Source organism: Citrobacter sp. RHBSTW-00859 (assembly GCF_013729795.1).
In the GTDB taxonomy this organism is placed as follows: domain Bacteria; phylum Pseudomonadota; class Gammaproteobacteria; order Enterobacterales; family Enterobacteriaceae; genus Citrobacter; species Citrobacter braakii.
Genome location: NZ_CP056284.1, coordinates 1,242,170 through 1,266,935, shown reverse-complemented (window position 1 = coordinate 1,266,935; position 24,766 = coordinate 1,242,170). Strand labels below are relative to the sequence as shown.

The 24,766-nt window shown below is 54.6% G+C and carries 12 protein-coding genes, 1 other RNA gene and 1 pseudogene; 11 read left to right on the top strand and 3 right to left on the bottom strand.

Going from position 1 to position 24,766, the window contains the following annotated elements; all coding sequences use genetic code 11:
* Window positions 1-33: 33 nt before the first annotated feature.
* Together HV302_RS06230 and HV302_RS06225 are read left to right on the top strand one after the other, a co-directional pair.
* Complete coding sequence (locus tag HV302_RS06230) at window positions 34-825, top strand: cytochrome C assembly family protein (protein WP_003031224.1); 792 nt, start codon at window positions 34-36, stop codon at window positions 823-825.
* A gap of 18 nt (window positions 826-843) precedes the next feature.
* On the top strand, window positions 844-2,133 hold the full coding sequence (locus HV302_RS06225; protein WP_008324538.1) for an HlyC/CorC family transporter: 1,290 nt from the start codon (window positions 844-846) through the stop codon (window positions 2,131-2,133).
* Between the two features lie 50 nt (window positions 2,134-2,183).
* Here the strand turns inward: HV302_RS06225 and grpE are convergent, their stop codons facing one another.
* A complete protein-coding gene (gene grpE, locus HV302_RS06220; RefSeq protein ID WP_003031221.1) occupies window positions 2,184-2,777 on the bottom strand; it encodes a nucleotide exchange factor GrpE in 594 nt (197 codons plus the stop codon).
* Between the two features lie 122 nt (window positions 2,778-2,899).
* On the opposite strand from grpE, the gene nadK reads away from it, so the two are divergent.
* The 3 genes from nadK (at window position 2,900) to bamE (ending at window position 6,019) form a co-directional block, all read left to right on the top strand.
* Window positions 2,900-3,778, top strand: coding sequence for an NAD(+) kinase (gene nadK, locus HV302_RS06215; RefSeq protein WP_016154073.1), 879 nt, complete (start codon window positions 2,900-2,902; stop codon window positions 3,776-3,778).
* An 85-nt stretch (window positions 3,779-3,863) separates the two neighbouring features.
* Entirely contained in the window at window positions 3,864-5,525 is a 1,662-nt protein-coding gene (gene recN, locus HV302_RS06210; protein WP_019077416.1) for a DNA repair protein RecN, read from the top strand.
* 149 nt (window positions 5,526-5,674) lie between these two features.
* On the top strand, window positions 5,675-6,019 hold the full coding sequence (gene bamE / locus HV302_RS06205) for an outer membrane protein assembly factor BamE (RefSeq protein WP_003826401.1): 345 nt from the start codon (window positions 5,675-5,677) through the stop codon (window positions 6,017-6,019).
* Between the two features lie 50 nt (window positions 6,020-6,069).
* Here bamE and HV302_RS06200 read toward each other — a convergent pair whose 3' ends face one another.
* Both HV302_RS06200 and ratA read right to left on the bottom strand, forming a co-directional pair.
* Window positions 6,070-6,366, bottom strand: coding sequence for an RnfH family protein (locus tag HV302_RS06200; RefSeq protein WP_003839823.1), 297 nt, complete (start codon window positions 6,364-6,366; stop codon window positions 6,070-6,072).
* Entirely contained in the window at window positions 6,350-6,793 is a 444-nt protein-coding gene (ratA, locus tag HV302_RS06195) for a type II toxin-antitoxin system toxin RatA (protein ID WP_003031213.1), read from the bottom strand. Before ratA ends, HV302_RS06200 begins: the two co-directional genes overlap by 17 nt.
* A 154-nt stretch (window positions 6,794-6,947) precedes the next feature.
* On the opposite strand from ratA, the gene smpB reads away from it, so the two are divergent.
* The 6 genes and pseudogenes from smpB to ssrA all read left to right on the top strand — a co-directional run bounded on the left by smpB (window position 6,948) and on the right by ssrA (window position 24,584).
* Window positions 6,948-7,430: an SsrA-binding protein SmpB gene (smpB, locus tag HV302_RS06190; protein ID WP_003031211.1), complete on the top strand. Its 483-nt coding sequence runs from the start codon at window positions 6,948-6,950 to the stop codon at window positions 7,428-7,430.
* 581 nt (window positions 7,431-8,011) lie between these two features.
* Window positions 8,012-19,285, top strand: a complete 11,274-nt coding sequence (locus tag HV302_RS06185; RefSeq protein WP_181627056.1) for a BapA/Bap/LapF family large adhesin — start codon at window positions 8,012-8,014, stop codon at window positions 19,283-19,285.
* Between the two features lie 100 nt (window positions 19,286-19,385).
* Window positions 19,386-20,795: a TolC family outer membrane protein gene (locus HV302_RS06180; RefSeq protein WP_181627055.1), complete on the top strand. Its 1,410-nt coding sequence runs from the start codon at window positions 19,386-19,388 to the stop codon at window positions 20,793-20,795.
* Window positions 20,792-22,978 (top strand): type I secretion system permease/ATPase, encoded by a 2,187-nt coding sequence (locus HV302_RS06175; RefSeq protein WP_181627054.1) that lies wholly within the window; start codon window positions 20,792-20,794, stop codon window positions 22,976-22,978. The genes HV302_RS06180 and HV302_RS06175 overlap by 4 nt, the downstream gene beginning before the upstream one ends.
* A gap of 7 nt (window positions 22,979-22,985) precedes the next feature.
* Window positions 22,986-24,149: pseudogene (locus HV302_RS06170) on the top strand (HlyD family efflux transporter periplasmic adaptor subunit).
* A 71-nt stretch (window positions 24,150-24,220) separates the two neighbouring features.
* Window positions 24,221-24,584: a transfer-messenger RNA gene (gene ssrA, locus HV302_RS06165) on the top strand.
* Window positions 24,585-24,766 lie beyond the last annotated feature (182 nt).

Sequence of the window (24,766 nt, the reverse complement as noted above, 5' to 3'; positions counted from 1 at the left end):
TTTCTTTATCACTGGCCAACTGTCGACACCTATATGCCCGTTTTTGCTCTGCTCGCCCTTGTCGCCTACTCAGTCAGCCTTGCGCTGATTATTCCCGCTCTGCTGCAAAAAAACAGCGGCTGGCGGCGTATGGCTATTCTCTCTGCGGTCGTCGCGCTGGTAAGTCATGCTATCGCCCTGGAAGCGCGAATTCTGCCCGGCGGTGAAAGCGGACAAAACCTGAGTCTGTTGAACGTCGGCTCACTGGTTAGCCTGATGATCTGTACGGTAATGACTATCGTCGCTTCCCGCAATCGTGGCTGGCTATTGCTGCCCATTGTCTACGCCTTTGCGCTAATCAACCTGGCCTTCGCCACGTTTATGCCGAACGAGTTCATCACCCATCTCGAAGCTACGCCGGGCATGATGATTCACATCGGGCTATCGCTATTCGCTTACGCCACGCTGATTATCGCCGCACTCTATGCGCTGCAACTGGCATGGATCGACTACCAGTTGAAAAACAAAAAACTGGCCTTCAGCAATGAGATGCCGCCACTAATGAGTATTGAGCGGAAAATGTTTCATATCACCCAAATTGGCGTGGTTCTGCTGACGCTCACCCTGTGCACAGGCCTGTTTTACATGCATAACCTGTTCAGTACCGAGAACATTGATAAAGCCGTTCTCTCTATCGTGGCATGGTTTGTCTATATCGTTCTGTTGTGGGGGCATTACCATGAAGGCTGGCGCGGACGTCGCGTCGTATGGTTTAACGTCGCAGGCGCAGGCATTCTAACGCTGGCCTATTTCGGCAGTCGTATCCTGCAGCAGTTCGTGAGTTAAATCTTTAAGGAACCCTACGTGGAACACATCTCCACCACCACGCTCATTGTCACGCTTCTCATCATGGTGGTCATTTCCGCCTATTTTTCCGGTTCTGAAACCGGAATGATGACCCTGAATCGCTATCGTCTACGTCATCGGGCCAAGCAGGGAAATCGTCAGGCAAAACGCGTTGAAAAGCTACTTCGTAAGCCGGACCGCCTGATAAGCCTGGTGCTCATCGGTAATAATCTGGTGAATATTCTGGCCTCCGCGCTCGGCACCATTGTCGGTATGCGCCTGTATGGCGATGCGGGTGTCGCTATTGCCACTGGGGTACTGACGTTTGTCGTGCTGGTTTTTGCCGAAGTACTGCCCAAAACTATTGCCGCGCTGTATCCAGAAAAAGTTGCCTATCCGAGCAGTGTACTGCTGGCTCCACTGCAGATTCTGATGATGCCGTTGGTGTGGCTACTCAACACCATCACGCGGCTACTTATGCGCATGATGGGCATCAAAACGGATATCGTGGTGAGCGGTTCGCTGAGTAAAGATGAACTGCGAACGCTGGTGAATGAATCGCGCTCGCAAATCTCACGCCGTAACCAGGATATGCTGCTGTCAGTGCTGGATCTGGAAAAAGTCAGCGTCGATGACATCATGATCCCGCGTAACGAAATCATCGGCATTGATATTAACGATGACTGGAAGTCAATCGTGCGTCAGCTTTCGCACTCTCCACACGGCCGTATTGTGCTGTACCGCGACTCGCTGGACGACGCCATCAGTATGCTGCGCGTACGTGAAGCCTGGCGATTGATGGCAGAGAAAAAAGAGTTCACCAAAGAGACCATGTTACGTGCCGCCGACGAAATTTATTACGTCCCGGAAGGTACGCCTCTCAGCACCCAGCTCATTAAGTTTCAGCGAAACAAGAAGAAAGTGGGTCTGGTTGTCAATGAATATGGCGATATTCAGGGGCTGGTCACGGTCGAAGATATTCTGGAAGAGATTGTCGGCGACTTCACCACTTCAATGTCACCCACGCTTGCCGAAGAGGTAACGCCGCAGAATGATGGCTCGGTGATCATTGACGGCAGCGCCAACGTTCGTGAAATCAATAAGGCGTTTAACTGGCACCTGCCGGAAGATGACGCACGTACCGTGAATGGTATTATTCTTGAAGCACTGGAAGAGATCCCGGTTGCCGGCACGCGTGTGCGCATTGGACAGTACGATATCGATATTCTCGACGTGCAGGACAATATGATTAAACAGGTGCAGGTATTGCCGGTCAAACCGCTACGGGAAAGCGTGTCGGACCAGTGAGAGTAATTCAGGCCGGGTAGCGCGTGAGCATTACCCGGCCTGAAGGCTGATTAGCCTTTGGCTTTCGCCACAGAGACCATCGCGGCGCGGATGGTACGTCCGTTCAGGGTATAGCCTTTTTGCATTACCATCAGCACATTACCGGCAGCAACGTCGTCGGACTCTACCATTGCAATTGCCTGGTGCACGTTCGGGTCCATCGGCACATCGATATCCGCAACCACCTGTACACCAAACTTCGCCACGACATCCAGCATTGACTTACGGGTCAGCTCAATACCTTCAACCATCGCCGCCATAGCGTCATTATCTTTATCCGCAACTTCCAGCGCGCGGTCCAGGCTATCCAGCACCGGCAGCAGTTCGTTGACGAATTTTTCCAGCGCAAACTTATGCGCTTTTTCTACGTCCAGTTCGGTACGACGACGCAGGTTTTCCATTTCCGCTTTGATACGCAACACGCTGTCGCGCTCGCGAGTTTCGGCCTCAGCAAGCTGAGCTTCCAGATTCGCAATTTTTTCATCGCGCGGATCCACCTGCTCAGCAGAAGCGTCTGATTCAACCGCCTCAACTTCTTCGTGCTGATCCATGATAATTTCTTCCGGGGCTTGCCCCTCAGGCGTTTTCTGTTCTTTACTACTCATGAATTTCTCCGCGTTTTTTTCGCATTCATCTCGCTAACTTGGCTTATTATGGGGATCAGATTCAGGGATTCAAGGGAAGTACTCACATTGTCACTAATCTTCGTTACAAGGACCTCGAGAAAATGAACAAACATTTCAAGTGTATTGGCATTGTGGGGCATCCACGTCACCCCACTGCACTGACCACACATGAAATGCTCTACCGTTGGCTGTGCACCAAAGGTTATGAGGTTATCGTTGAGCAACAAATCGCCCACGAACTGCAGCTGAAAAATGTGAAAACCGGCACGCTCGCAGAAATTGGCCAACAGGCAGACCTCGCCGTGGTAGTCGGCGGCGACGGCAATATGCTGGGCGCCGCACGCACCCTGGCACGTTATGACATCAAGGTTATTGGCATTAACCGCGGCAACCTCGGTTTTTTGACCGACCTTGACCCAGACAATGCCCAGCAACAGTTAGCTGACGTGCTGGAAGGCCACTACATCAGCGAAAAGCGCTTTTTACTCGAAGCTCAGGTGTGTCAACAGGATTGCCAGAAGCGCATTAGCACTGCCATCAATGAAGTTGTGCTGCACCCCGGGAAAGTGGCGCACATGATTGAATTTGAAGTCTATATCGATGAAATTTTTGCCTTCTCCCAACGTTCAGATGGGCTGATTATCTCGACGCCGACCGGCTCTACCGCCTACTCGCTCTCTGCCGGAGGCCCAATTCTGACGCCTTCTCTGGATGCCATTACGCTGGTACCCATGTTTCCGCATACGCTTTCCGCGCGACCGCTGGTGATCAACAGTAGCAGCACCATTCGCCTGCGCTTTTCCCATCGCCGTAACGATCTGGAGATCAGCTGTGACAGCCAAATCGCCCTACCTATACAGGAAGGTGAAGACGTATTGATTCGCCGCTGTGATTATCATCTGAACCTGATACATCCAAAAGATTACAGCTATTTCAACACATTAAGCACTAAGCTTGGTTGGTCAAAAAAATTATTCTAATTTAACGCCAACCTCTTTACTGTATAAAAAACCAGTTTATACTGTATGAAATTACAGTTATGGTTTTTCATACAGGAAAACAGCTATGTTGGCACAACTGACCATCAGCAATTTTGCTATCGTTCGTGAACTTGAGATCGATTTCCAGAACGGAATGACCGTTATCACCGGTGAGACCGGTGCGGGTAAGTCCATTGCCATTGATGCTCTCGGTTTGTGTCTGGGCGGACGCGCAGACGCAGACATGGTGCGTGCAGGCGCCATGCGAGCCGACCTCTGCGCCCGTTTTGCCTTAAAAGATACCCCCGCAGCCCTGCGCTGGCTGGAAGAGAACCAGCTTGAGGAAGGCCGTGAGTGTTTGCTGCGTCGCGTTATCAGCAGCGATGGCCGCTCCCGTGGGTTTATTAACGGAACCGCCGTTCCGTTATCGCAGTTGCGCGAGCTGGGCCAGTTACTTATTCAAATCCATGGCCAGCATGCGCATCAGCTCCTGACAAAATCAGAACACCAAAAATCCCTGCTTGATGGTTACGCCAATGAAGCGTCTCTGACCCAGGAAATGGCTGCGCGCTACCAACTATGGCACCAAAGTTGCCGTGACCTGGCGCATCATCAGCAACAAAGCCTGGAACGCGCAGCCCGGGCGGAATTGTTGCAATACCAGTTAAAGGAACTGAACGAATTCAATCCGCAGCCGGGTGAGTTTGAGCAAATCGATGAAGAGTACAAGCGCCTGGCTAACAGTGGGCAATTGCTCACCACCAGCCAACAGGCGCTGGCTATCCTGGCTGATGGTGAAGACATCAATCTGCAAAGCCAACTGTACACCGCAAAACACCTGGTCACTGAACTGGCAGGCATGGACGGCAAACTTTCAGGTATTCTGGATATGCTGGAAGAGGCCACCATCCAGCTCAGCGAAGCCAGCGACGAGCTGCGCCACTATTGCGATCGTCTGGATTTAGACCCTAACCGCTTGTTCGAACTCGAACAGCGTATCTCCAGGCAAATCTCGTTGGCGCGTAAGCATCATGTTGCCCCTGAAGTGCTGCCACAGTTCTATCAGTCGTTGCTGGATGAACAACAGCAACTGGACGATCAGGCCGACTCGCTCGAAACCTTAACCCTGGCGGTGAACAATCACCACCTGCAGGCGCTGGAAACGGCAAAAATGCTGCACCAACAGCGTCAGCATTATGCGCAGGAACTGGGACAACTTATTACAGAGAGCATGCATGCTCTCTCGATGCCGCACGGTGTCTTTTGCATTGATGTGAAATTTGAGGAGCATCATCTGAGCGCAGACGGTGCCGATCGCGTGGAGTTTAAAGTAACCACTAACCCAGGTCAGCCGTTACAACCAATTGCGAAAGTCGCTTCCGGCGGGGAACTGTCACGTATTGCGCTGGCTATTCAGGTCATTACAGCACGTAAGATGGAAACGCCTGCGCTAATTTTCGATGAGGTGGATGTTGGTATCAGCGGCCCGACGGCTGCGGTAGTGGGTAAAATGTTGCGACAGTTGGGCGAGTCAACGCAGGTAATGTGTGTTACTCACCTGCCGCAGGTTGCGGGCTGTGGTCATCAACATTTCTATGTCAGCAAAGAAACAGATGGCGCGATGACGGAAACACACATGCAGCCGCTTGATAAACGCGCGCGCCTGCAGGAATTAGCCCGTCTACTTGGCGGTAGCGAAGTGACGCGCAATACCCTCGCAAATGCAAAAGAACTGCTGGCGGCATAAACTTTTTTACCTTGTGAAGGTCTGAGTTCAACATAAAATCGCCGACCGACCCGACAGCAAAAGGTTTTAAAGTGGTGAAAGGTCTATTATCATCGGCATATTACATATGAGCCGCGTACTGCTCGGGCCCGAAAAGGAATCAAATCACTATGCGCTGTAAAACGCTGACTGCTGCTGCAGCAGTACTACTGATGTTGACTGCAGGCTGTTCCACTCTGGAGCGAGTGGTTTACCGCCCTGACATCAACCAGGGAAATTATCTGACACCTACCGATGTCGCTAAAGTGCGCACGGGTATGACGCAACAGCAGGTTGCTTATGCTCTGGGTACACCAATGATGTCTGATCCTTTTGGCACTAATACCTGGTTTTATGTGTTCCGTCAGCAACCTGGACATGAAGGCGTAACCCAGCAAACGCTGACGCTGACCTTTAACAGCAGCGGCGTATTGACCAACATTGATAACAAACCCGCTTTGACCGATAACAAGTAGGTTTGAGAGATCAAAAAAAGGTGCTCAATGAGCACCTTTTTTATTGTCTGTTACTTTTTAGCGGATTTCTCTGCTCGCTGTCTGCGCAGCTCTTTTGGGTCAGCAATCAGTGGCCGGTAAATTTCCACCCGATCGCCGTCATGCAGAACATCAGCAAGCTTTACCGGACGGCTGTAGATACCCACTTTATTTTTACTGAGATCGATATCGGTACGTAATTCCAGCAGCCCGGAAGCGCGGATAGCCTCTTCCACCGTTGCGCCCTGCTGCAGCGTTACGCGCTGTAAATACTGTTTCTCGGGTAGCGCGTACGCCACTTCAACGACAATTTTAGCCGACGCTGACACTGTAAACCTCTTTCGCGCGAACCGTGAAGGCCTGCACCATATTTGAAGCCAGTTCTTTAAAGATACGGCCAAACGCCAGCTCGATTAACTTATTGGTGAACTCAAAATCGAGGTGAAATTCAATACGACACGCTTCATGACTCAGTGGCGTAAACTTCCAGCCGCCAATCAGCTTCTTGAACGGCCCATCGACCAGATGCATCAGAATGCTCTGATTACTGGTCAGTTGATTGCGCGTGGTGAACGTTTTGCTGATCCCTGCTTTCGAGACATCCACAGCGGCCGTCATTTGTCCCGGAGTCGACTCCAGTACGCGGCTACCGGTGCAACCCGGCAAAAACTGAGGATAGGACTTAACATCATTCACTAGCTGATACATCTGTTCCGCACTGTAGGGTACTAAAGCGGTCCGGCTAATCTGAGGCATAACAATTCCCATCAATATCAATCACACAAATAATACCATTTATCACCCGCTAAAAAAAACGCTATAGCCTAACTCGTGCTAAGATAGCGCCTTGCGCCCCGCTGGATGAAATGGGGTGTTTTTCGATTCCAGATTACCTATACTGAGCGGCATTATGACGAAGAAAAAAGCACACAAACCTGGCTCAGCCACAATCGCGCTAAACAAGCGCGCACGACACGAATACTTTATTGAAGAAGAGTTCGAAGCAGGACTCGCCCTGCAAGGTTGGGAAGTCAAATCCCTGCGCGCGGGTAAAGCCAACATCGGCGACAGCTATGTCATACTCAAAGACGGCGAAGCGTTCCTGTTTGGCGCCAACTTCACGCCAATGGCGGTGGCCTCAACACACGTGGTATGCGACCCCACTCGGACCCGTAAACTGTTGTTAAACCAGCGTGAACTCGACTCCCTGTATGGTCGTATGAATCGTGATGGTTATACCGTCGTTGCGCTTTCGTTGTACTGGAAGAATGCCTGGTGCAAAGTGAAAATTGGCGTTGCGAAAGGTAAGAAACAGCACGACAAGCGCTCTGATGTGAAAGAACGCGAATGGCAGTTAGATAAAGCACGTATCATGAAAAATGCTGGCCGCTAAACGCTACTCCCCTGTGACCAGTCTCCCCTTCTGAGACTGGTTCTTATTTTTTAGTTATCGAAACCCACACAATACATTCACCTCGTTTATAGTTTATTTATGCTGAATCGTTCAGATATGAAATAACCCCCCTGTCATTACCGTAGCGGTCTATAGTCCAATAATATAAAAGTTCAAGACCATAGCATTCATATTTCCATTTATTTAATACCACTATTATTACTATTGTTTATTATATTGGCATTCATTTCAATAAAAACAAACCCATTTAAATACAATTAGTTGCCATGAAAACAACCGTTAAAAGCAAACTGGAAAGTATCCTTTTCAAATGACTAATTACTTTTTTAATATGGATAAGTTGCAGAATACTTTCTTTCTGACTATATCATCTAATACGAAAGAACTATTCAGCCGAAAGGGCCCAGACGTATTTAATCAATAAACTAACATCTATGTGACCTAATCAATGAAATTACATGTGTAAATTCATCTTTATGATGAACGGAGCCCCTGTCTGCTCATTTTCCCAGCGCGCTGTTGCGGATTAATACTCCCGGCATGCCATCAGGAGTGAACATATGCGTCTACTCGCCGTTGTATCAAAATTAACTGGCGTTTCCACAAATGTTGAAGCCTCTGAAATTACGCTCAGTTCACCTTCTATCGTGAAACTGTCTGTGTCGCGTGAGGAGGTGAGTCAACTCACGCGCGTTAATCAGGATCTGGTTGTCACACTCCGCTCAGGTGAAACCATCACCATTAAAAATTTCTACCTCGGAAAAGGCGAAGCGCAAAACCAACTTGTTCTGGAGGACAGTAATGGCGCACTGTGGTGGGTTCAGGATACTGACGGAGCATTCCATTTCCAGCACCTGGACGATCTCACACCGCTGATGACGGCCGAAGGCAGTCATGAAGGCGGCGCCGTCTGGCCGTGGGTTCTTGGCGGGATCGCTGTCGCTGGCGGGATTGGCCTCGCTGCGGGTGGTGGTGGCGGCGGCGGCGGTGGGAGTGATAATAACGCTGGAAACGGTAATACCGGGAACGGCAATGGTAGCGGCGGCAATGGCAACGGCGGCAACGGCGGCAACGGCGAAGGTAACGGTAACGGTAATGGCGACGGTGACGGTGATGGCGGCACACCGCCAACAACAACTCCTAACAGGCCAGACGTCCCCGTTATCACCAGCATAATCGATAACCAGGAGTTGATTACTGGCCCTGTCAATCAGCAGGAATCCACCAACGATAATACGCCGACACTCCAGGGCACCGGCCCCGCGAATGCCACATTACATATTTTTGATAACGGCGTCGAAATAGGCCAGGTGACAATCGATGCCAACGGCAACTGGTCGTTTACGCCATCCTCTCCTCTGGCAGACGGCACGCACCAGTTTATCGTCAGCGCTTCAAACGGTGCTGGCAGCAGCGGCATGTCGGACAGTTGGGAAATTATTGTCGATTCGCTTGCCCCCGACGCCCCCGTGGTCACTCAGGAAACCGACAATGTCGGTTCCATTACCGGCTTTATCGCCAATAACGGCGTAACCGACGATGCTACGCCGACGTTCACTGGCACAGGCGAAGTAGGTAGTTTCATCAGCATTTCTGATAACGGCATTCTGATCGGCATGGCCCGGGTGGATGACAATGGGAACTGGACATTTACACCGGACATTCCGCTCAGCGATGGTGTTCACAATCTGACGCTGACGCAAACTGACGCCGCGGGTAACGTGAGCGCGGAAACGCGCGTGCCGACATTCACCGTTGATACCACCCCGCCTGCAGCCGCAGTCATTTCCTCCGTTAATCCGGAAGGTACAACGGTAACCGGTAGCGCTGAGGCGGGAAGCCTGGTCATTATCATCGGCAGTAATAATCAGGTTTTGGGTTCAACAACGGTCGGTCAAACCGGCAATTTCGTCATCGCGATTTCGCCCTCACAGACGCACGGTGAAGCGCTGATCGCGAAAATTCAGGACCAGGCAGGCAACATCGGGCCAGATACCTCTTTCAATGCCACCAACTCTGGCTACCCGGGCGTGCCTGTTATCGTCAGCATAATGGATGATTTTGCCCCCTCAACCGGACCATTGAGCAATAATCAGGCCACCAACGATAATACCCCCACGCTCTCTGGCACTGCCGACGCCAACAGCACGGTGACTATTTACGACAACGGCACAATTATCGACAGCGTACTGGCTGACGGTAACGGTAACTGGACATGGACTTCCAGCTCCCCGTTATCAGATGAGCTACACGCCTTCAGCGCCACCGCGACAAACCAGTCAGGTACAGGAGGCATGTCACCAGCGTTCAATATCAACATCGACACACAACCACCGTCAGCGCCGGACGATCTGAACGTATCTGCCGATGGCACTGTTGTTACCGGGACGGCCGAGCCGGGCAATACCGTGGTTATCACCGGCAGTGGCGGAACTCAGATCGGCAGCGGCGTCGCCGGAACGGACGGCTCATTTACCATCACCATTAACCCACCACAGACCAATGGCGAAGCCATTGAAGCCATCGCAACCGATCCGGCAGGAAACCCAAGCCTGCCAGAAACGGCGCTTGCACCAGACATTACCGCGCCACAGCCCCCAACAAACCTGCTAGTTAATGGCACTGGCGACCAGGTCACCGGCAAGGCCGAACCCAACAGTACGGTCAATATTCTGGATCCAGATGGCAATATCATTGGTACGGCAACTGCCGATACGGATGGGGATTTCACCGCAACGCTGGTTCCGCCGCAAACCAACGGCGAGACCCTTACGGCAAATGCGACCGACACCGCAGGCAACAAGGGCGACGACGCCTCTGTCAACGCACCGGACACCACGGCACCTGATGCGCCAACCGGCGTCACCGTCGCCGGAGACGGCGGTTCTGTAAGCGGACATGCTGAAGCGGGAAGCACCGTCACCGTTAAAGACAGCAACGGTAACCCGATTGGCATAGGCCAGGCTGACAGCGGCGGCAATTTCACCGTGTCTATCGCGCCGTCGCAAAAGAACGGCGAAACGGTAAAAGTCACCGCAACGGACAGCAGCAATAACGAGAGTCAGCCTACCTCCGCGTTGGCTCCGGATATCACTGCACCAAACCAGCCAGTTATTATTGCCGTTACTGATGATGTTGACGATTTCACTGGCCCCATCAATAACAATGGGTTAACCAACGACGATAAACCGAAAATTGAAGGCATCGCCGAAGCAGGTTCGCGGGTCAAAATTTATGATAATGGCACCCTGCTTGCGACCGTTACCGCTGATAACAACGGTAACTGGAACTATACGCCCACCGCAGCACTAAGCCAGGGCGCGCACGTATTTACGGTGACGGCAACAGACGCTGCCAACAACACCAGCAGCGCCGCCAGTTGGAAAATTATTGTCGATAGCATCGCCCCAACCGTTCCAGTAATAACGTTGATTAACGATGATGTTGGCAGCATTACGGGCAACGTTGCAAATAACGGTTGGGTCACCAACGATAACACGCCAACCCTCTCGGGTACCGGTGAACCAGGTTCACTGGTGAGCCTGTACGATGGCAGTCTGTTGATGACGGTTATTCTTGTCGACAGTTCAGGCACCTGGAGCTATACCGTTCCGGGAAATCAGGTGCTCAGCGATCGCACTCATCAGTTTACGGTATCGGCAACCGATGCCGCCGGTAATGTCATCACCTCACCCACTGTGGTCAGCGTTACCGTAGATACTCAACCGCCAGGCGATCCTGTCATTTTGGCTGCCACCGACGACGTTGGGAATGCGCCGATCGATCTGCCTTCCGGAAGCCGTTCAAACGATACCTTACCAGAGCTGAAAGGAACCGGAATAGCCGGTTCTACAATCACCCTCTATGAGGGTTCCACGCCAATTGGCAGCACAACGGTTTTACCCGCCGGCACCTGGAGTATTCAACTCAGCCAACCGCTCAGTGAAGGCGCACACAATTTATCCGCTATCGCCACGGACGCTGCAGGCAACGCCAGCAATGCCGGGAACTTTACGCTGACGATTGATACCACCCCACCAGCTGCCCCGGTTATCAGCTCCGCAGAAGGTCTGATTGGGACAAATCTTCAAACGCTGAGTAACGGCAGCAGTACCAAGAGCTCAAATCCCGAACTCTCCGGAACCGGCGAGCCCGGCGCGAAGATTACGATTTATGATAATGGCGGTTCTATTGGCATCGTCACCGTACAACCAGACGGCACCTGGACATTTACCCCAACCTCACTCGCCGACGGGCCGCATAAATTTACCGCCACGGCGACTGACGTCGCGGGCAACACGGGGATCCCGTCGGCAAGCTTTACTCTGACAGTAGACAATACGCCTCCCGCACAACCAGCCGCGCCAATCATTACCGACGATGTGGCTCCGGTAACGGGTGTGGTCACTAATGGCAACACCAATGACACCACGCCAACTTTTAGCGGCACGGGGAACGTCGGGGATCTGATTACCCTCTATCTTGCTGGTACTCCCCCATTGCAGGGAACAGCAACAGTAGGTGCAGACGGTACCTGGAGCTTCACTCCGTCAGCACCGGTTGCTCCTGGTAGTTATCAGGTAACTCTCACCGCAACCGATCCAGCAGGCAACGTCAGCCTGCCATCTAACGCCATAACACTGAACATCGACACGACGCCGTCTGCACCACCGGAGATTATTGCCGCCAACGATAATGTCGGTGATGTCACGGGCGACCTTGCGCCAGATGCCGTGACTGATGACACCACGCCAACCATTCGCGGTACTGGCACAGACGGGGATACCATCACCCTGTATAACGGGGGGACGGTGATCGGTACTACAACGGTGGCTGGCGGAACCTGGAGTATTACGCCAGGGACTGCGCTGGCGAATGGAAGCTACACGTTAAGCGCCACCGCAACCGATCCGGCAGGTAACATCAGCGACAATTCAAACAGCATTTCGTTTACGGTTAACAACACGAAGCTGACGTTGCCGCAGGTAACGGATATTAAGGATAGCGTTGGAATCTTTACCGGTTCGCTAACCAGTGGCAGCGTCACGGACGATACCTCCCCGACCATTAGCGGGACCGGCACACCGGGCAGTACAGTGTTAATTTTCGATGGCAATAATCCCGTCGCAATTGCTACGGCTACCGTTGCTGCTAACGGCACCTGGAGTGTGGATGTTCCCCTCACGCCTAACGTCTCACACACACTGACGTTCGGCGCCGTGGATGCTGCAGGTAACTCACTGGCTGCAGATAACCCGCTGACGGTGATTGTCGATACCCTGCCGCCTGCAACGCCTACGGTTACCAGCGTAGATCCTAACGGGACGCTGGTAAGCGGTACGGCCGATGCCGGCAGCACCGTGATTATTCGCAGCGGTAACACCATTCTCGGCCAGGGGGTGGCAGACGGTTCTGGTAACTTTGCTGTCACCATTTCGCCAGCGCAAACAACCGGTCAGGCGCTCAACGCCATCGCTCAGGATACCGCCGGAAATCAAAGCGATCCGACAACGTTTAACGCCGCTACCTCCAGCGTTCCGCATCCACCGACTCTTGAGATCGTTGATGACATCGCGCCCATCATGGAGGTGATTGGCAACGGTAAAACCACCAACGACACCTTACCGCTGCTGCAAGGGACCGCAACTGCAGGGGCATCGGTGACTATCTATCAAAATGGCGCATCCATCGCCACGGTAACCGCCGATGCCGTGTCTGGCGCATGGAGTTATCAGCTACCCACTGCGCTGACTAACGGCATTACCTATAACTTCACGGTTTCACAAACGGTGGACGGTACCCCAAGTGGTCTGTCGCCCAACTACGCAATCACCATCGACACCACGCCCCCGCAGGTGCCAACTATCACCAGTATTATTGACGATATTGCCCCCGGAACCGGATCGTTGGATAAAGGGCAAATTACCAACGATTCACGCCCGACGTTTAACGGAACCGGCGAGGCGGGGGCAACCATCACCCTTTACGATAATGGCATCGCTTATGCCACTACCACGGTAAACAGCAACGGATTCTGGAGTTTTACCCCTACCGCTCCGCTGGGTGAAGGCGACCATATCTTTACCGCTCGCGCAACAGATGCTGCAGGCAACCAGGGAGATCCATCCGGTGATTACCAGATAATTGTCGATACCCTGGTGCCGAATGCCCCCTCTATTGTTACAGTCACGGACAACGTTGGTACAACCCAAATCCTGACCTCCGGGCAGTTGACCAACGATAATACCCCAACGCTTGCTGGCGTTACCGAGGCGGATTCGCTTGTTACCATCCGCGACAACGGGGCGGTCATTGGCACAACCATCAGCGATGAAAACGGCAACTGGAGCTTTACGCCTGCGCCTGCCCTCGGTGAAGGCAGCCACTCGCTGACTGCCACCGTCACAGATGGTGCGGGCAATATCAGCCCGGCAACGCCGCCGTTTGTGGTTGTCGTCGACACGCTGCCGCCAGCAGCACCGACCATTACCTCCGTAATTGACGATCAGCCCGGCAATACAACACTGGCTAACGGACAACTGACAAACGATGCGCAGCCTACGCTGAACGGCAAAGGCGAGATCGGTACCATCATCACGATCCGTGATAACGGCGTCGCCATCGGTACAGCGCAGGTGGACGAGTCAGGCAACTGGCGCTTCACACCGGATGCCCCGCTGGGACAGGGACAACATATATTCACTACCGTTGCCACCGATCAGGCAGGTAACTCCGGCGGAGTATCATCATCGTTTACTATTGAGCTGGACTCAGTTGCCCCGTCAATCCCGGTCATCAGCTCAGTTCAGGACAGCACCGCACCGACAACAGGCCCGATAACCAACGGGCAGACCACGAATGAATCCCGTCCGGCCCTGAGCGGCACCGGTGAAATTGGCGCGACCATTACCGTCCTGAGCGATGGTCAGCCCATCGGCACCACCACCGTTGGGGCTAACGGCACCTGGAGCTTAACCCCAACGGATGCACTCAGTAACGGCCCGCATACGCTGACCGTCACCGCCACCGACAGCGCCGGTAATACCAGCCAGCCATCCAATAGCTTCACGCTTATCGTGGATACCGTGTTGCCTGGTACGCCAGCGATTACTCAGGTTGCAGATGATGTCGGCCCGCTGATCGGTAATCTAAACAACGGTCAGGCCACGAACGATCCACTCCCGACGCTTAGCTGCACGGCTGAAGCCAATTCCACGGTAAGAGTTTACGATAACGGATCGTTTATCGGCTTTACCTCAGCGGATGGCACGGGCGCCTGGAGCTTCACGCCAGGAACCGAGCTTGGCAACGGTGACCACGCGCTGACGGTGACAGCCACCGACGCTGCCGGAAACGTCAGCCTCACGTCCGCTGGATTTAACATCGTTGTTGATACCGTCGCCCCGCTTGCGCCAACGATTATCCAGGCTTTTGATGACGTGCTGCCGGGAACCGGAACGCTGTCGAGCGGGGCCTTTACCAACGACACCCGCCCCGTACTCAACGGCTCAGCGGAAGCCGGTGCCCGGGTAGCCATTTACGATAATGGCACGCTGCTGGCAACGGTAACTGCGGCGATAGACGGCACCTGGGAATATCTGCCTGCCGCGCTGGGTAACGGTCAGCATGTGTTTACCGCTATCGCCACCGATGCCGCCGGAAACGTAAGTCCCACCTCCGGCGGGTTTATTATTAATGTCGACACCATTGCACCATCCGCCCCGCTGCTGGTCTCAGTGGTGGATGATATCGCAGGCGGCGTGTTCAATGCGGCACTCAGCAACGGACAACTGACCAACGATGCGCGCCCGACGCTGAACGGTACCGCCGAGGCAGGCAGCACCGTCAGCATCTATGATGGAAGCACCCTGCTGGGTACGGCGCTGGTGCAAAGTAATAACAGTTGGTCGTTTACCCCAACTACGCCGCTGACGAATGGATCGCACACCTTCACCGTCACCGCGACTGATGCGGCGGGCAACACCAGCAGTGCGACGGCAGGCTTTAGCGTGGTGGTCGACACCACGGCGCCGACGCAGCCTTCAATCAGCAGCATTATTGACGACGTCGGGCCAAACACCGGGGCGATTGGCGCTAATCAGCCAACCAACGACGCACGCCCAACGTTAAACGGCACCACAGAAGCCAACGCGCGGGTCGATATTTACGATAACGGCAGCTTTGTCATCAGCGTGACAGCGGACGGCAGCGGCAACTGGAGTTACACCCCAACCACCGCGCTGGCACAAGGTACCCACTCCTTTACCATCACCGCAACGGACAGTGCGGGTAATACCAGTGGCATATCGTCTGCGGCAGCGATCGTGGTCGATACCGTCGCCCCGGGCATTCCTACAGGGCTGGCGGTAAACGCCAACGGTACCACGCTCACCGGCGTTGCCGAGCCAAACAGCACGGTCATTATTACCTCCAGCGGTGGAACGGTGCTCGGCACGGCAACCGCCAACGCCTCCGGAAATTTCACCTTCACGCTGAACCCACCGCAAATCAGTGGGCAAACGCTGCAGGTCAGCGCCCAGGATGCCGCAGGCAACATCGGCACGGCGGGTAACGTTCTGGCACCGTTTACTGGCGTACCGCCTGCGCCGGTTATTGCCACCGTTCTCGATGACGTCGGTACGATCACGGGGCCCGTCGCGGCGGGCAAAACCACCAATGATACACTGCCAACGCTCAGCGGAACGGCGCAGGCTAACGCCATCGTCAGCCTGTACAACAACGGTGTGCTAATGGGCACCACAACCGCAGACGGTAACGGGATCTGGAGCTTTACCCCATCCGGGGCGCTCAGCGAAGGTAACCACGCGTTTACCGCCACTGCAACAAACGCCAACGGCGCAAGCGGATTGTCCAGCTCGTTCAGCGTGATTGTGGACACCACACCACCGACCGCGCCAACGATACTGATCAGCGCCGATGGCGGCACCGTCAGCGGCGTCGCCGAAGCGGGAAGCACGGTCACTATCTCCCTGCCCGGCGGCACCAGCGTGACGGCAATCGCCAACAGCAGCGGTGTCTACAGCGTCAACCTGCCGGTTCGCCAAATTGAAGGCCAGTCGCTGTCCGCCACGGCGACCGATGCGGCGGGCAATACCTCATCGCCGACAAGCGCTATCGCACCGGTATTGCCACTGCTGGCTGAAGACAACGTCACCAGTCTGCCGCTGCAAACCGATGTTATCGTCAGCACCGATCATCAAAGCGATTATGGTTTCCTGCTGGTTAATGCGTTGGGGAATGTCGCCAACGTGCTGGGGAACGATACGGCAAGCGTTAATTTCAGCATCGCTTCTGGCGGCAGTGGGTCCATTACGATCAATGCCGCCGCGACCGGCGTGGTGCTGTCGCTTTTAAACACGCTTGAAGTCGTTATCCAGCGCTTTGACACCGGGCTGAATGCCTGGGTAACGGTGGTGGATACCGGTAAATCAGACTTTGCCAGCCTGCTCACCCTGGGCGCCTCGGGCGTAACGCTCAATTACGGCGGACTGACTGGCGGTGATTACCGCGTGGTCAGTTACAACACCAACCTGCTGGCGACCGGGGCATACACCAGCCTTGATGTCTCGGTGGTGAAAGCCAGCGCAGGGACCATCATCGGTGGTACCACGGAATCCGGGAATATCATCACGGATACCGATCCCGCCAACGGGCAGGATAATGCGCCTTCCGGCACGTTGGTCACCTCCATCACCGACGGTAACGGCAACGTTGTGAATATCCCAGCGGGCGGCATTGATGTGCAAGGGAAATACGGTATTCTGCATATCAATCAGAACGGTAGCTACACCTATACCCTGACCAATACGTCAATCTCAGTGTATGGTCGTTCTGAAAGTTTCACCTACACGCTGACGCATGGCAGCGATCACTCCTCGGCAAAACTGGTGGTAACGCTCGGTCAGGCTCCAACCACCAGCACGGTAACCGCGGCAGACGATGCAGCAGTGCTGACTTACGGAACGCAGGTCATCGCGGTTGACCACTTGCCATCACAACAAACCGGCTTCACGCTCGCCAGCGTCGGACTCGGCAATGTGCTGGACGTCAGTCTGGTCAACGGTCTGACTAACCCGATTAAGTTCAACGTTGACGATGGCGCAACCCGCACGCTGACCGTACAGGCGAATGTTCTCGGCGTGACGCTTGGCGGCTTCGATCTCTATGTTTATCGCTTCAACGAGTCAATTCAGCAGTATGAGCAGTACCGGGTACAGCCAAACTGGGTCACTGCCCTACTGGGCGGAAGTTCGTCAGCGTATACCATTACGCTACCGGGTGGCGATTATCTGTTCCTGCTTAACGCTTCCGGCGGCCTGACGCTGCTGACCAGCTATACCCTGAATATTCAGGCCGATCACACCTACGCCGTCGACAGCCTGAGTGCGACAACCAATGGCAATCTGCTGGTCAACGACTCAGCTCCGGCCAATACCGTTATCACCGAAGTAAACGGTATTGTCGTTAACGGGACGGGCACTACCACTATTAATGGGCAGTACGGCACGCTGACTATCGATGCGAAGGGGAACTACACCTACACGCTAAGAAGCGGACTGGGTGCAGACGGTATCAACACCCCGGACAGCTTCGTGTATAAGGTCAGGGCACCAAACGGCGATACCGGCAGCGCCTCGCTGAATATCAAACCAACGCCGCAACCGCTGGACGCCGTAAATGACGTCAGTAGCACGATGGCGGTAAGTACCGTTCAGGATTCTGCTGCATACGGAAGCGGCGCGCTGGGAACAGCGACAATTCCGACGCTTGGGAACAAAGCAACCGGTACAGGTTCGTTTGATATCGCGACAAATGACGTACTGAAAAGCGCCACGCTCAACTTCAACATCGGCACGCTTATCACCGTCGGTACGCTGGGCATTGCCTGGACAATCACCGGTCCCGACGGATTCTCGCTTTCTGGCTCTGTACCCGCCAGTTCCATCAGCCTGTTAGGCAGTTCAATTGCCATTTCGCTGGGTAATGCCGAGCTGGCCGCAGGCCATTACAACATCAGCTTCACCGGAACAATGGGAGGACTGGCAGTTGGCAACGTCAGCATTACGCCAAACGTCACGGGCACGACATGGCACCTCAATACCTATGACGTTAACGCCACCACGGTGAATGGCAATATTTTTGATGGCAGTGATGCCGCCGGCGCGCACGATCAGCTCTCAACCGTCCATACCCAGCTCACCGTCACCGGCTTTAACGGCAGTACTGCCACCCTCAATCCGGCCAGCAGCGCCAGTAGCGCAATAATTCAGGGTCATTATGGATCACTGACCATGAACCTGGATGGCTCATACATCTACACGCTGAAGCCGGGTGCAACCGTAGCATCGATCACCAGCAAAGAGACCTTTACCTATACGCTTAACGACCAAAACGGGCATACGGACACCGCTACGCTGACCATCAATATGAATCCGCAGATGGTAAGCACCGCACAGCATGAGGTGATCACCGGATCGGTCTACGGCGATACGCTGATTTATCACCTGCTCAACGCCAACGATGCTACCGGTGGTAACGTTGGCAATGTTGGCGTTGGACCTACCGATACCTGGACCAACTTCTCGCTGGCCCAGGGCGACAAAATCGATATCGGCGACCTGCTGGTGGGCTGGAACGGGCAGAACGCTACGCTCGGCAACTACCTCACCGTGACCACCAGCGGTAACAACACGGTGATTGCTATCGACCGCGACGGTACCGGCAACACCTGGCACTCAACCAATCTCATAACGCTGGAGAACGTACACACCACGCTCGATGAGCTGGTGCAACAAAATCACATTGTGCCCTGAAGCTAACGCATAACGTTAAAGCGCCATAACTACAGCCCCGGATGCCATGACGTCCGGGGCAATAACAGTCGTCGCTGCCGTATTTTGTAACGGATAAACTATGAGAAATGTCGCGCCTGTTGCCTTACTGCCGGCATTAACGCTCTGTACCCTGCGGGTGAATGCCGAAGATGAACCGCAAATTATTACGCCGGAAGGCCTGGCCACCAGCCAGATGCTGCCCTCGCTGGACGGCGCGGTTGCCGATCTGCCGCTAAGCGCCGCCGCCCCCGGCAGCCTGACGCTCAACGACGCAGTGAGTCGCGCCGTGAGCTGGCATCCTTCTATTCGTGAATCCATCGGCAAACTGCTCTCACAAAATGAGCAGATCGACGTGGCGAAATCAAAATATTACCCGCAGGTTTCTGCCGGGATGAACAACGGTTACAGCAATACTTACACCGATCACGGCTTTAGCCCGGCCCTGGTTATTTCAGTGTCGCAAATGCTGTACGACTTCGGCAAAGTGGCAAGCCAGGTCCGTGCTGAAACCGCCGGATCCGCACAACAGCAGGCGAATGTGTTACTCAGTATTGATACCATCGCCCACGCAACCGCCAACGCGATAGTCCAGGTGCAGACGTGGCAGCAAATGGTGGACGCCGCCGAAGAGCAGCTCAGCGCCTTGAACGGTATTGGTCGGCTGACCCGTCAACGCAATGATGAAGGGGCAACCTCGCTATCCGACGTGGTGCAAACCGATGCGCGTATCGAGTCTGCACGTTCTCAGTTGGCGCAGTATCAGGCTAATCTCGACAGCAGCAAGGCAACGCTGATGAGCTTCCTCGGCTGGAACTCGCTTAACGGCATCAGCAACGAATTTCCGGTCAAACTGGACAGCAGTTGTGATGTGGTCAAACCGGACGATAAGCTGGTTCCTGCGGTGCTGGCGGCATGGGCGCAGGCGAATGTGGCACAGGCAAATCTCGATTACGCCAACGCGCAGATGACGCCCACTATCTCCCTCGAGCCGTCGGTTCAACACTATCTCAACGACAAATACCCCAGCCATGAGGTGCTCGATAAAACCCAGTACTCCACGTGGGTAAAAGTCGAGATGCCGCTGTATCAGGGGGGCGGACTCACCGCCAGACGCAACGCCGCCAGTCACGCGGTAGAGTCTGCACAGTACTCCATCCAGCGTACCCGACTTGAAGTGCGGCAGAAATTACTGGAATCCCGCAGCCAGGCGATGAGCCTCGCCACTGCCCTGCAGATCCTGCGTCGCCAGCAACGGCTGAGTGAACAAACGCGCGAGCTTTATCAACAGCAGTATCTGGACCTCGGGTCACGCCCACTGCTCGACGTGCTTAACGCCGAGCAGGAGGTATATCAGGCCCGTTTTGCTGAACTCCAGACTCAAAACCAGCTGCGCCAGCTCCAGTTGAACTGCCTCTATAACACCGGCTCGCTTCGCCAGGCGTTCGCCTTAAATAACCGCAGTATTCAATCGGTGGAGATAAAGCTATGAGCGACGTCGATACACATGCGGAAGATGCGATTGGCGAACACGCCCTGAGCCAGTGGGCGCTAGCGATGACGCATATTGCCAGCCACTATCGCGTTGCCTGTTCGCCCGGCGCAATCCAGGCCAACGCCCCGTGGTTTGCGGGAAAAAGCCGAGCTATGGCCCTGTCGCAGCTGGCGCGTCAGGCGGGGCTGTCATTTCATGCGCTGGATACCGCCACGCAGGCGTTCGGCCAGTGGCGTCTGCCGGTGGTGGCGGAACTGCGCGACGGCCAACTGATGGTGATAGAACATTTCAACGGTGAAGATGCGTTGGATGTTTTTATAATCGCCGAAGAGGGCCAGCGTAACCGACTCACAGTTGCAGAACTTCTGCCGGAGATCGTGAGCATTACCGCGCTGCGCCCGCTGTCGGCGCTGAAGGACAGTCGGGTAGACCGCTATATTTCGCGCTTCAAGCCCGACTGGATGCGCGAACTGGTGTTACAGGACATCCGCCCTTACCTGCCGGTCATGGTTGCCGCCTTTCTGATTAACGTCCTGTCGCTCGCCGGGATTATCTTTTCGATGCAGGTCTATGATCGGGTGATCCCCGCCCAGTCTTATCCAACGCTGTATGTTCTCTCCACCGGCGTTCTGGTGGCGGTGCTGTTTGGCTTTTTGCTGCGCGAAGCGCGTACCCACATAATGGACCTGCTCGGCAAACGCGCCGATATGCGCATTTCCGATCGCGTGTTCAGCCACGCATTGCGGCTGCGCAACAGCGCCGTTCCCCGCTCGACGGGGAGCTTTATTTCTCAACTGCGCGAGCTGGAACAGGTTCGCGAGATGATCACCTCCTCGACCCTGTCGACGATTGTCGATCTACCGTTTTTCTTTTTGTTTATCGTGGTGCTGGCCTTTATCGCCCCGCCCTTGGCGTGGATAGCCCCCGTCGCGGCCCTGCTGATGATCCTGCCCGGTTTGCTGTTACAGAAGAAACTGGCGGTACTCGCCAACCAGGCAGCGCATGAATCCACCCTGCGCAACGCGGTGCTGGTCGAGAGCGTTCAGGGGCTGGAAGATATCAAGCTGATGCAGGCGGAAAACCGCTTTTTACAACAGTGGAACAGCTACATCCGTATTACCGGAGAGTCCGGGCTACGCACGCGCAAGCTGACTCAGGGGCTGATTGGCTGGGGCATGTCGGTACAAAGCCTGGTCTACGCCGCCATCATTATGTTCGGCGCGCCGATGGTCATTGAAGGCACAATGACCACCGGGGCCGTGGTGGCCGCGTCGATGCTCGGTTCCAGAATGATTGCCCCGATGGCGAACTTGTGTGGCGTGCTGGCCCGCTGGCAGCAGGTCAAGGCGGCGAAGATGGGGTTAGACAGCATCATGCAGCTTCCCACCGAAACGCAGTACGATGAAGACCGGGTGCATCAGGAGATTTTTCACGGCCATTATCTGTTTGAAAACGCGCACTTTCGCTACCACAGCGACGATCAACGCGTTCCGCTGCGCATCTCGCGTCTGGAGGTCATGCCCGGCGAACGAGTGGCGATCCTCGGGCGTAACGGCGCCGGGAAATCAACGCTGCTACAGGCCATGGCGGGCGGCGTGGAGATCGTCCAGGGCGATGTCCGACTCGATAACCTGAGCCTGGCGCAAATTGATATGGCCGATTTACGCCGCAATATCGGTTTTCTCAGTCAGAATGCGCGGCTGTTTTTCGGCACCCTGCGCGAGAACCTGACCCTCGGCGCACCGCATGCCAGCGACGGGCAGATCTTCGAAGCGCTGGAGGTCAGCGGCGCGGCAGCTTTCGTTAAACAACTCGCCAAAGGGCTGGCGCACCCCATTATGGAGGGCGGCAACGGTCTGTCCGGAGGACAACGGCAGTCGATCCTGCTGGCAAGAATGCTGCTGCGATCGCCCAATATCGTGCTGCTCGACGAACCCAGCGCCTCGCTGGATGAACATACCGAACGAGAGTTTATTCAGCGCCTGAACCAGTGGCTGGGCAACCGAACATTGATTGTCGCCACCCATCGCGTGCCGGTTCTGGAGCTGGTCGAGCGCGTAGTGGTGTTAAAAGAAGGTCAACTGGTCATGGATGCCCCGAAAGCGCAGGCGCTGAATGCGAGCCGGGCACCAGCCCCTACTCACGGTCGGGAGTGGAAAAATGAAAACCAATCCGCATGACGCTGCCATGGACGACCTCGATATCCGCCGCGAGCACCGTTTCTCCGGGGCCAGCCGCATTATTCTGCTCAGCACGCTGCTGTTTGCCGTCCTGGGTATCTGGGCATATTTCGGCAAACTGGATGAAGTCTCGACCGGCAGCGGGAAGGTAATCCCCAGCTCGCGCGAGCAGGTATTGCAGTCGCTGGATGGCGGCATTCTCGCCGAGCTCACGGTACGCGAAGGAGATAAAGTATAGGCTAATCAGATTGTCGCGCGCCTCGACCCCACTCGCTCTGAGTCCAACGTTGGGGAGAGCGCCGCCCGCTATCGCGCTTCACTGGCTTCCAGCGCAAGGCTCAATGCCGAAGTTAACGATCTGCCGCTCGTTTTTCCCGCTTCACTACGCGCCTGGCCGGATCTCATCGCCTCCGAAACGCGCTTGTATAAAAGCCGCCGCGCGCAGCTCGCTGATTCTATGGCAGAACTGCAGGATGCGCTGGTCTCGGTAAATAAAGAGCTGGCCATAACCCAACGGCTGGAAAAAAGTGGTGCCGCCAGCCACGTTGAAGTGCTGCGTCTGCAACGACAAAAAAGCGATTTAGGATTAAAAATCACCGATCTGCGCTCACAATACTTCGTGCAGGCGCGGGAAGCGCTGTCAAAAGCCAATGCCGAAGTGGATATGCTGGCGGCTATTTTGAAAGGACGCGAGGATTCCGTCACCCGCCTGACCGTGCGTGCGCCGATGCGCGGTATTGTGAAAAACATCCAGGTCACTACCATTGGCGGCGTTATCCCGCCCAATGGCGAGATGATGGAGATTGTACCGCTGGACGATCATCTGCTGATTGAAACTCGCCTGTCTCCGCGCGATATCGCTTTCATCCACCCCGGCCAGCGGGCGCTGGTGAAGATAACCGCTTATGACTACGCGATTTACGGCGGTCTGGAAGGCGTAGTCGAAACTATTTCCCCGGACACTATTCAAGACAAAGTGAAACCGGAAATATTCTACTACCGCGTGTTTATCCGCACCCATCAGGACTTCTTACAGAACAAACTGGGACGCCATTTCTCCATCGTACCGGGAATGATTGCCACAGTGGATATAAAAACAGGTGAAAAAACCATCGTCGACTATTTAATCAAACCGTTTAATCGCGCAAAAGAAGCGCTGCGCGAGCGGTAAATCCTTGAGGATTGGGGTTGCGGGGGCTGGTCACGCGTGTCACAAGTCTGTTATACTTGCTCTAACACATTGGGGCTGATTCTGGATTCGACGGGATTCGCGAAACCCAAGGTGCATGCCGAGGGGCGGTTGGCCTCGTAAAAAGCCGCAAAAAAATAGTCGCAAACGACGAAAACTACGCTTTAGCAGCTTAATAACCTGCTCTGAGCCCTCTCTCCCTAGCTTCCGCTCTTAAGACGGGGATCAAAGAGAGGTCAAACCCAAAAGAGATCGCGTGGAGGCCCTGCCTGGGGTTGAAGCGTTAAATCTAATCAGGCTAGTCTGGTAGTGGCGTGTCTGTCCGCAGGTGCCAGGCGAATGTAAAGACTGACTAAGCATGTAGTACCGAGGATGTAGGAATTTCGGACGCGGGTTCAACTCCCGCCAGCTCCACCAAAATTCTCCATCGGTGATTACCAGAGTCATCCGATGAAGTCCTAAGAGCCCGCACGGCGCAAGCCCTGCGGGCTTTTTTGTATCTGCAATTTGTCCCGCGAAGTCCGAAGAGAACTAATTAAATCCGAACCTTTTAGGCCCATTGATAGGCCCAACGAAAAGCTCTATTGTTTTCGTTGGGC